We start from the raw sequence: 7,585 nt of genomic DNA, 5'->3' as shown, positions 1-7,585 counted from the left end.
ATGAACCGCCAGATCGACCGGTTCACCTACAACATGCTGTTCGACGAGAAGATGGGCGACACGGTCCACATGGCGGTCGGATCGGCGTACCCGGAGACGGTCGGCGAGGAGAACGAGGTCAACGAGTCGGCCGAGCACGTCGACATGATCGTCGACATGAGCGAGGACTCCGTCATCGAGGTCGACGGCGAGGTCGTCCAGCGCGACGGGACGTTCGTGTTCGAAGACGGGTTCTGAGGGCGTCCTCGCTCGGGCGTCGAGACCGGCGACCTCGAACCGGTGGGCGGGTTTATACGGTCCTGTGGCGTACGTCCGCCTATGCCCGAAGAAGTCCTGTTCGAGTCCGAGAGCCGGCGGAGTCGCGAGGAGATCGCCGCCTACCTCCGGAGCGTCGTCGAATCGCTGGAGTCCGGGAGCGACGTCACGTTCGCGCGGGGCGAGGAGTCGGTGACGATGGAGATCCCGACCCGGCCGACCTTCGAGGTGAAGGTGGAGCGCGAGGGACCCGCCGACGGTCCCGGCGAGCTGAGCGTCGAGTTCGAGCTGGAGTGGGACGAGGACGCCGAGAGCGGCGGCTCCGGCGGGGATCTGGAGATCGAGTGAGCGGGACGGGGCGCGCCCGGCCCGCGGAACGGCCTACGTGACGCCGCCCGGGACCTCGACGAAGGCGTCCCGCGCGGAGAGGTGGTCGAGCGTGTCGTCGACGCGGTCGCGGACCGCCTCCATGCGCTCGATGATCTCCTCGTACTCCTCGGTGCCCGTCGTGCCGGCGGCCTCCAGGGCGGCCTTCTTCGACGCCAGCGCGAAGAACTCCTGGCTGTGCTCGTCGAACTCCGCGCGGTGGAGCAGCACCTCCACGAGCGTGAGGAGGTCCTCCTTGGTCACCGGCTTCGTCTTGTAGTCGTCGAACGGCATGTCGACGATGTCGACGTCGGGCTCGACCGCGGTCAGCATCGCGACGCGGGCGTCGTAGCCGGCCTCGCGCATCGCCGAGAGCACCTCGTGGCCGGACAGGTCCGGCATCCGTCGGTCGAGGAGGACGACGTCGACCGACGCGTCCATTCGCTCCAGCGCCGCCTCGCCGCCGGTCGCGACCCGGACGTCGTACGCCGAGTCGAGGTACACCCGGTACAGCTCGGCGAGGTCGGGCTCGTCGTCGACCGCGAGGACCGTCGCCCCCGTCGTCTCGTCGCTCATGGTCGGGGGACCCCGGCCCGCGAATCGCCAGCCGGGAACGCCGGACCGACGCGATCGACCGCTGTTCGTGCGCTCATGTCACGGGCTACGGACGGGGCCTGTTAAAACGTTGACCCGCGGTTCTCAGTTCTGATATCTGTCGTCGATGTCCGGCCGGGGACGGGGAGGCACGCTCCGCTCCCGGCCGGGAAGGGGTTTGAGTTCCGCGGTCGGACCGGCGAACGGCCGTGACCCAAAGGCACATTTACGCGCGCTTCTTATCGATGATCAACGAATGTCTCACAGCCCCTCACTGCCCGACCGCCCCCGTCTGGAACTCGATCCGGAGATGAGCGAGACGGAGCGGCTCGAAGCGATCCGCCAGCACTACCGGCGGATCCTCCAGGTGAACGAGGAACTGGAGCAGCGGCTCGACGACGCGCAGGGCCGCCGCGGCGAGCTGAAGACCGACGTCGACGAGCTGAAACGCGAGAACGAGGTGCTGAAGACCTCGTCGCTGTACATCGCGTCGGTCGAGGAGATCACGGACGACGGCGTCGTCATCAAGCAGCACGGCAACAACCAGGAGGTGCTGACGCAGGCGTCAACCCGGCTCGACGAGGACCTCCGCCCCGGCGACCGCGTCGCAATAAACGACTCGTTCGCGGTCCAGCAGGTGCTCGACGACGAGACCGACTCCCGCGCCCAAGCGATGGAGGTCACCGAGTCTCCGGACGTCGAGTACGCCGACATCGGCGGGATCGACGACCAGATCCGGGAGGTCCGCGAGGCCGTCGAGGACCCCTTAGAGAACCCCGAGCAGTTCGAGACCGTCGGCGTCGAGCCGCCGAGCGGCGTCCTGCTCCACGGCCCGCCGGGCACGGGCAAGACGATGCTCGCGAAGGCCGTCGCCAACGAGTCGGACGCGACGTTCATCAAGATGGCCGGCTCCGAGCTCGTCCGGAAGTTCATCGGCGAGGGCGCGCGGCTCGTCCGCGACCTGTTCGAGCTCGCCGCCGAGCGCGAGCCGGCCGTCATCTTCATCGACGAGATCGACGCCGTCGCCGCCAAGCGGACGGACTCGAAGACGTCGGGCGACGCCGAGGTCCAGCGCACGATGATGCAGCTGCTCTCGGAGATGGACGGCTTCGACGACCGCGGCGAGGTGCGGATCATGGCCGCGACCAACCGCTTCGACATGCTCGACGAGGCAATCTTACGCCCCGGTCGGTTCGACCGCCTCATCGAGGTGCCCGAGCCCGACGCCGAGGGCCGCGCGCGCATCCTGGAGATCCACACCCAGCATATGAACGTCGCCGAGGGGACCGACGTCTCCGAGGTCGCCGCGGACTTGGAGGGGTACAGCGGGGCCGACATCGCCTCGCTGGCGACCGAGGCCGGGATGTTCGCGATCCGCGACGGTCGGACCGAGGTCACGCAGGCCGACTTCGAGGCGGCCCGCGACAAGCTGCGGGACGCGGAGAAGGACGAGCAGGTCATCAACTACCAGTACTAGAAGCTCGGATCGGGGGTAGTTCTCGGGTTCTTCGAGATTGAAAACGGTAGGCCCGCGGTAAGCGAATTTAAAACTCCAGCCGCTCAGGTACGTCGCTCTCGTGGGTGAGATCATCTTCAAAGCCCCAGCCGCGAGGACTCGCGCGGCTCGGTGAGCTCCCCGCTCGTTCGCTTCGCTCACTCGCTGCGGTGCTTCAGTCGCCGTGCGTCGTCCTCGCGGCTGCCCCTTTGAGTCCCACCCCGCACGGCAGCCGCGCCTCACGCCTCCCCAGCCTCGCCGCTTACGCCCTACGGGCGTTCGCGGCGTCCCTCGCGCGTGCTGCTCGGCCGCAGAGCGGCCTCGCAGGCACGCGCCACCGTGGTCGGTTCGTAACCTCTTACCTCCCGCGCCGCCGACTTCACCTCGATGAACACCATCCACGTCGCCGGCGGCGTCGGGGTCGCCGACACGGCGATGGCCTCCTACGACGCCGCGCTCGCGGACGCGAGCCTCCACAACTACAACCTCGTGGCGGTCTCCTCCGTGGTTCCGGCGGAAGCGACCGTCGAGGCGGTCGAGGAGGCTCCCGACCTCGGCCCGGCCGGGAATCGCCTCACCGTGGTCGAGGCGCGCCGGACCGTCGGCCCGGACGACGAGGTGGACTTCCGCGAAGGGGGTCGCTCCGGCGCGGAAGACGTGGAGTCGAAGCGCGCCCCGCGCCGGCGCCCCGACGTGGCCGCCGGGCTCGGCTGGGCGACGGGCCCCGGCCCCGGACTCTTCTACGAGGTGACGGGCGAGGATCCGGACGACGTCCGCGAGCGGATCGAGGCCGGGCTGGACGCCGGCGGGGAGCTGCGCGACTGGGACTTACCGGAGCGGGAGATACGCGTGGAGACGGCGGCCTCGGAGCCGGGCCGGTACACGACCGCGGTCGTGATCGCCGCGTACGGGGAGTCGGAGCCGATCCTGTCGCCGTCGGACGGGTAGCGGGCGGCGCCGAGCGGGGTTGCGGGTTCCGCGGACTTTAGGCGGCGCGAACCGGGACACTGAGGTAGCAATGACGGCGAACGACGACCGAATTCCGACGACGCACATCGGCAGCCTCCCGCGACCGCCAGCGCTGCTCGACCTCCTCACGCGGCGCCAAGAGGGCGAACCGGTCGACGACGAGGAGTGGGGCGAGACCGTCGCGGCGGCCACGCGCGACGTGATCGAGCGACAGGCCGAGGCGGGGGTCGACGTGGCCAACAACGGCGAGCAGTCGCGCGTCTCCTTCAACTGGTACGTCGCGGACCGACTCAGCGGCATCGAGGGGACGCGCGAACAGGAGCTGTGGGCGGACCTCCAGGAGTTCCCGAGCTACGCCGAGGAGACGTTCAAGACGGACGTGATCGACCTCTCGCAACACCCCGTCGTCACCGGGCCCGTCGAGTACACCGGGCGCGAGGAGGCGGAGGCGGAGCTCGCCGAGTTCCGCGACGCGCTCGACGCGGCCGACGCCGACTTCGAGGGGGAGTTCGTCACCGCGGCGTCGCCGAGCGTCGTCACCGCCACCCACGTCGACGACCACTACGGCGACTACGAGGAGTACCTGTTCGCCGTCGCCGACGCGATGGCCGAGGAGTACGAGATCGTCGCCGACGCCGGCTTCACTCTCCAGATCGACGCGCCCGAGCTGCTCACCGTCGGCCACACGGCGGCGTACGCCGACGAGCCCCTCGAAGAGGTACAGGGGGCGACGCGGCTCCATGTGCAGGCGCTCAACGAGGCGCTCTCCGGGATCCCCGCCGAGCGGGTCCGGCTCCACACCTGTTGGGGAAGCTACGAGGGGCCCCACCACCTCGACACCGACCTCGCGGACATGCTCCCGGCGATCTACGAGGCCGACATCTCCGGGCTCAGCGTCGAGCAGGCGAACCCCCGCCACCAGCACGAGTACCGCGCGTTCGCCGAGCACCCGGTCCCCGACGGCTGGACGCTGATCCCGGGCGTCGTCGACGTGAAGACGAACGTCATCGACCACCCCGAGACGGTCGCGGACCGGCTGGAGCGCGTCGCCGACGCGGTCGCGGACGGGACGCCGCTCGTCGCCGCGCCCGACTGCGGGTTCGGGACACAGGCCGGGCTCGGCATGGTCGACCCCGAGATCGCGTGGGCGAAGCTGGAGGCGCTCGACGAGGGGGCCGGGATCGCGACCGAGCGGATTCGCGGCTGAGCGGCTCCGACGCGGAGCGGTCTCGCGAGGGGCGGCAGCGGGCCGCTCGGCCGGATCGCCCTCGCCGACGCCTTTTTGAACCGCCTCCGCGTACGAGGCGTGTCTTCGATGAACGGCAACAACCCGTACGCCGGGGCACCGGGCGTGACGAACGCGGGCGAGCCCGCGGCCGTCGACCTCTCCCCCGACCAAGAACGGCGCCTCCGGCGCGCGGTCGCCGGAATCGTTTCGCGAACCGAGTCGTACCTCCCGGACAGCTACGCCGTCGGCTCCGAGCTCTCGGTCGGCTCGAACGGGCCGCAGGCGACCGTCGCGGTCAACCCCCCGGCCGGCCACCCCGTTTCGGCCGGCTTCACGCCCGACCCCGACGAGCTGGAGGCCGGCATCGCCGACGCCGACACCGACGAGGTCGCCCGCGGGCTGGCCGCCAGCGCCGCGATGCAGGTGATGGACGCCGTCGGCGACGTCACGCCGACCGCGAAGTGAGTCCGGGCTACTCGGCCGACTCCTCTCGTGTCGATGCGTCTTCCGTCGACTCCCCCTCGGCCGACGCCTCTCCCGGCGGCTTCATGACGCTTTGTACGCGGCCGTAGATCCCGAATATCTCCTCGTACCCGTGCTCGCTCGCGAGGATCGGGACGACGCCCTCCTCCTCGACGCGGTGGGTGTACACGTCGTCCTCGGCGAACACCGACCCGGGCGGGATCGCCTCGAAGTTCGCGAAGTGGACGCGCGGCTCGCCGCCGCCCTTCGGCACCTCCTCGTCGCCCGCGACGACGGTCGTCTCGGTGAACGTCGGCGGCTCGTCGTCGAGCGCGCCGTGCGCTCGGAGGAACGCCAGGCACGCCTCGTAGCCGAACGCGACCGCCTCCTCGCTCCCCTGTCTGCCGACCTCGATCGAGACCGTGTGGGGGACGACGGAGTCGAGCGTCGTCGACCGCAGCTCGCCGGAGTCGACGACGTACTCCACGGGCATTCCGGTCACGGTCCGGCGCACGGAGTCGGTCGGGTCGCTGTAGATCGCGAAGGGCGGCGGCGCGCTGTGCGAGGTGTGGAGCGCGAGCACCGCGTCCATCCCCTCCAGCTCGGCCGCGAGCCGCGGCGCGAGCGCCCGCTCGTACTCGTCGCTGTCGGGGTCCCCGGGAAAGACCCGGTTCAGGTCCGCGTCGGTGTACCGGGTCCCCGCCGCCAACGCCGGCTCGTTGGCGACGATCAGCCGAACGCTGCCGCTCCCCGTGCCCACCTCGTCGAGTTCGTCGGCGAGTCGTCTGACGATCCGCTCGCCGGCGGGCTCGTCGCCGTGGATCCCGCCGACGATCGCGACGCGAGCCGAGCCGGCCGACCCGCGCTCGATCGTTTCCATGGAACACCGTACGAGCCGGTCGAATAATAAAGGGTGGCCGTCCGAGAGCTCGGCGGCGGCGACCGCTCATCGGCCGTGACCGCTCATCGGCGGCGACCGCTCACCAGCGGTGGTGGACGTGCTCGCGGACGTGCTCGTCGTACACCGCGCGGACCGTCTCGTGCGCGTCGTCACCGAGCGACGGGCGATCGCTGACGGCCGCGTTCGACCGGATGTGCTCCGGGGTCGTCGACCCCGGAATGACCGTCGAGACGGCGTCGTGGTCGAGGATCCACCGGAGCGAAAACTGGGCGAGCGAGAGGCCGTCGCCGGTCGCGTCGGTCGGATCGTCGGCGACCGCGTCGGCGCGGTCCGCGAGCGCGTCGGCCGCGTCGAGGCCGGCCTCGTAGGGGATCCCCGCGAACGTCTCGCCCACGTCGAAGGCGTCGCCGTGGCGGTTGTAGTTGCGGTGGTCGTTCTCCGGGAACTCCGCGTCCCGCGAGAGCGCGCCGGTCAGCAGGCCGGAGGCGAGCGGCACCCGGCAGATCACGCCCACGTCGCGGGCGGCGGCCTCGTCGAGGAACAGCTCGGCCGGGCGCTGGCGGAAGGGGTTGAAGATGATCTGGACCGACTCGACGCCCGGGTACTCGATCGCCTTCAGGCCCTCCTCGACGCGCTCGACGCTGACGCCGTACTCCGCGATCCGGCCCTCGTCGGCGAGCGTCGCGAGCGCGTCGAACGTCTCCGGTCGGTAGTAGACGTCGGTCGGCGGGCAGTGGAGCTGGACCAGGTCCAGCGTCTCCACGCCGAGGTTCTCGCGCGAGCGGTCGACGAACGTCCGGAGGTTCTCCTCGGTGTACCCGTCGGTGACGTGGGGGTCCAGCCGGCGGCCGGCCTTCGTGGCGACCGTCACGTCGCCGCGCGCGACGTCGTCTTCGAGGACCTCTCCGAGGATCTGTTCCGAGCGCCCGTCCCCGTAGACGTCGGCGGTGTCGAAGAAGTCGATTCCGGCGCCGCGAGCTGCCTCGACGGCCTCCACGGCCTCTGACTCGCTCACGTCGCCCCAGTCGCTCCCGATCTGCCAGGAGCCGTAGCCGACCTCGCTGACCGCGCCGACGTTTCCGAGCGTGCGATGGTTCATGTTCACTCCCACTTGGTCGGGGCGACGGCAAGGGCGTTCCGGAGTCGGAACCGCGGAGAGCGACCGAACCGTCGACGGAAGAGATTCATAAACGGATTGTGGTGGCGTGCCTCCGAGCGGTCGCCGCCGGCGACCGCGAGGAGTCCGCGAGGGACGCGGTGAGCGCTCGGAGAGCGCGAACCGCGAGGCTGGGGAGGCGTGAGGCTGCGGTTGCGG

At 70.5% G+C, this 7,585-nt stretch carries 9 protein-coding genes; 6 read left to right on the top strand and 3 right to left on the bottom strand.

What is annotated here, in order from left to right; translation table 11 throughout:
• Window positions 1-237: aminopeptidase (locus SD626R_RS04320; protein ID WP_176697267.1), on the top strand; the 237-nt coding region annotated here is incomplete at its 5' end.
• An 81-nt stretch (window positions 238-318) separates the two neighbouring features.
• Entirely contained in the window at window positions 319-603 is a 285-nt protein-coding gene (locus tag SD626R_RS04315; protein ID WP_092564000.1) for an amphi-Trp domain-containing protein, read from the top strand.
• Between the two features lie 33 nt (window positions 604-636).
• Here SD626R_RS04315 and SD626R_RS04310 read toward each other — a convergent pair whose 3' ends face one another.
• Window positions 637-1,197, bottom strand: a complete 561-nt coding sequence (locus SD626R_RS04310) for a response regulator (RefSeq protein WP_092563997.1) — start codon at window positions 1,195-1,197, stop codon at window positions 637-639.
• A 274-nt stretch (window positions 1,198-1,471) separates the two neighbouring features.
• On the opposite strand from SD626R_RS04310, the gene SD626R_RS04305 reads away from it, so the two are divergent.
• The 4 genes from SD626R_RS04305 (at window position 1,472) to SD626R_RS04290 (ending at window position 5,372) form a co-directional block, all read left to right on the top strand.
• Window positions 1,472-2,692, top strand: a complete 1,221-nt coding sequence (locus SD626R_RS04305) for a proteasome-activating nucleotidase Pan2 (RefSeq protein WP_092563994.1) — start codon at window positions 1,472-1,474, stop codon at window positions 2,690-2,692.
• Window positions 2,693-3,097: 405 nt separating this feature from the next.
• A complete protein-coding gene (locus SD626R_RS04300; RefSeq protein ID WP_092563990.1) occupies window positions 3,098-3,658 on the top strand; it encodes a pyruvoyl-dependent arginine decarboxylase in 561 nt (186 codons plus the stop codon).
• A 70-nt stretch (window positions 3,659-3,728) separates the two neighbouring features.
• Window positions 3,729-4,886 (top strand): cobalamin-independent methionine synthase II family protein, encoded by a 1,158-nt coding sequence (locus tag SD626R_RS04295; RefSeq protein WP_092563987.1) that lies wholly within the window; start codon window positions 3,729-3,731, stop codon window positions 4,884-4,886.
• A gap of 108 nt (window positions 4,887-4,994) precedes the next feature.
• Complete coding sequence (locus SD626R_RS04290) at window positions 4,995-5,372, top strand: DUF5811 family protein (RefSeq protein ID WP_092563984.1); 378 nt, start codon at window positions 4,995-4,997, stop codon at window positions 5,370-5,372.
• Between the two features lie 7 nt (window positions 5,373-5,379).
• Here the strand turns inward: SD626R_RS04290 and SD626R_RS04285 are convergent, their stop codons facing one another.
• Together SD626R_RS04285 and SD626R_RS04280 are read right to left on the bottom strand one after the other, a co-directional pair.
• Window positions 5,380-6,249, bottom strand: a complete 870-nt coding sequence (locus SD626R_RS04285; RefSeq protein WP_092563981.1) for a M14 family metallopeptidase — start codon at window positions 6,247-6,249, stop codon at window positions 5,380-5,382.
• Between the two features lie 100 nt (window positions 6,250-6,349).
• Window positions 6,350-7,369 (bottom strand): aldo/keto reductase, encoded by a 1,020-nt coding sequence (locus tag SD626R_RS04280; protein ID WP_092563978.1) that lies wholly within the window; start codon window positions 7,367-7,369, stop codon window positions 6,350-6,352.
• Window positions 7,370-7,585 lie beyond the last annotated feature (216 nt).

The sequence above is a fragment of the Halorubrum sp. SD626R genome (genome assembly GCF_001261915.1).
In the GTDB taxonomy this organism is placed as follows: domain Archaea; phylum Halobacteriota; class Halobacteria; order Halobacteriales; family Haloferacaceae; genus Halorubrum.
The sequence above is the reverse complement of the archived record's forward strand: the minus strand, read 5'-3'. Positions and strand labels throughout refer to the sequence as shown.

Coding starts and splice junctions, on each gene's coding strand:
- SD626R_RS04315 (WP_092564000.1), top strand. CDS start 319: ATGCCCGAAGAAGTCCTGTTCGAGTCCGAGAGCCGGCGGAGTCGCGAG.
- SD626R_RS04310 (WP_092563997.1), bottom strand. CDS start 1,197: ATGAGCGACGAGACGACGGGGGCGACGGTCCTCGCGGTCGACGACGAG.
- SD626R_RS04305 (WP_092563994.1), top strand. CDS start 1,472: ATGTCTCACAGCCCCTCACTGCCCGACCGCCCCCGTCTGGAACTCGAT.
- SD626R_RS04300 (WP_092563990.1), top strand. CDS start 3,098: ATGAACACCATCCACGTCGCCGGCGGCGTCGGGGTCGCCGACACGGCG.
- SD626R_RS04295 (WP_092563987.1), top strand. CDS start 3,729: ATGACGGCGAACGACGACCGAATTCCGACGACGCACATCGGCAGCCTC.
- SD626R_RS04290 (WP_092563984.1), top strand. CDS start 4,995: ATGAACGGCAACAACCCGTACGCCGGGGCACCGGGCGTGACGAACGCG.
- SD626R_RS04285 (WP_092563981.1), bottom strand. CDS start 6,249: ATGGAAACGATCGAGCGCGGGTCGGCCGGCTCGGCTCGCGTCGCGATC.
- SD626R_RS04280 (WP_092563978.1), bottom strand. CDS start 7,369: ATGAACCATCGCACGCTCGGAAACGTCGGCGCGGTCAGCGAGGTCGGC.